This window comes from Vibrio sp. 1641 (assembly GCF_033339995.1).
In the GTDB taxonomy this organism is placed as follows: Bacteria; Pseudomonadota; Gammaproteobacteria; order Enterobacterales; family Vibrionaceae; genus Vibrio; species Vibrio alginolyticus.
In genome coordinates this window covers 1-547 of record NZ_JAWOVP010000436.1, presented here as the reverse complement: position 1 = coordinate 547, position 547 = coordinate 1, and the positions used below count along the sequence as shown (strand labels likewise).

Here is a 547-nt window from a genome sequence, read left to right as displayed (position 1 = left end):
GGGGACCTCAATGCGTATGGTATGGAAGATCCACTACTGACACTGACTGACTACTCGAAAGAGAAATACGGACGTGATATCTACACAGCGGGTTACACCACAATCAACGGTGGTGAGTTGCAAGTTGAGCAAACGCAAATCAAACAAGGTTACGGCCTGAACAACCTTAATACCTTGCTGCATGGCACAGACACGTTCTCGTACACCTATTCTGGTGAGTTGGGCAATTTAGACCACGCCTTGGCAAGCAACAGTTTGGCGCAAAAAGTGGTAGCGATTGAAGATTGGCACATTAACTCACTAGAAAGTAATTTGTTTGAGTACGGCAGCAAATACACAGGTGACATGCCGAAATACAAAGATGCGTTCTCGGCATCTGACCACGATCCTGTGATCATCGCGATTGATTTACCTGATACGGATATCGATTTACCGAAAGCGGGTGAAAATTTAGCGGTAGATGTACGTTTGCCACCAAACGCGGTTGCAGGTGACATCGTGACTGTTAGCTTAACCGTCGCGACTCAAGCTGCCGCTGTAAGTAGTG

Annotated in this window: 1 pseudogene; it reads left to right on the top strand. The window is 47.0% G+C overall.

The annotated features are described in order from the left end of the window. Positions 1-547: pseudogene (locus R7Z47_RS26415) on the top strand (nuclease); the annotation flags it as partial.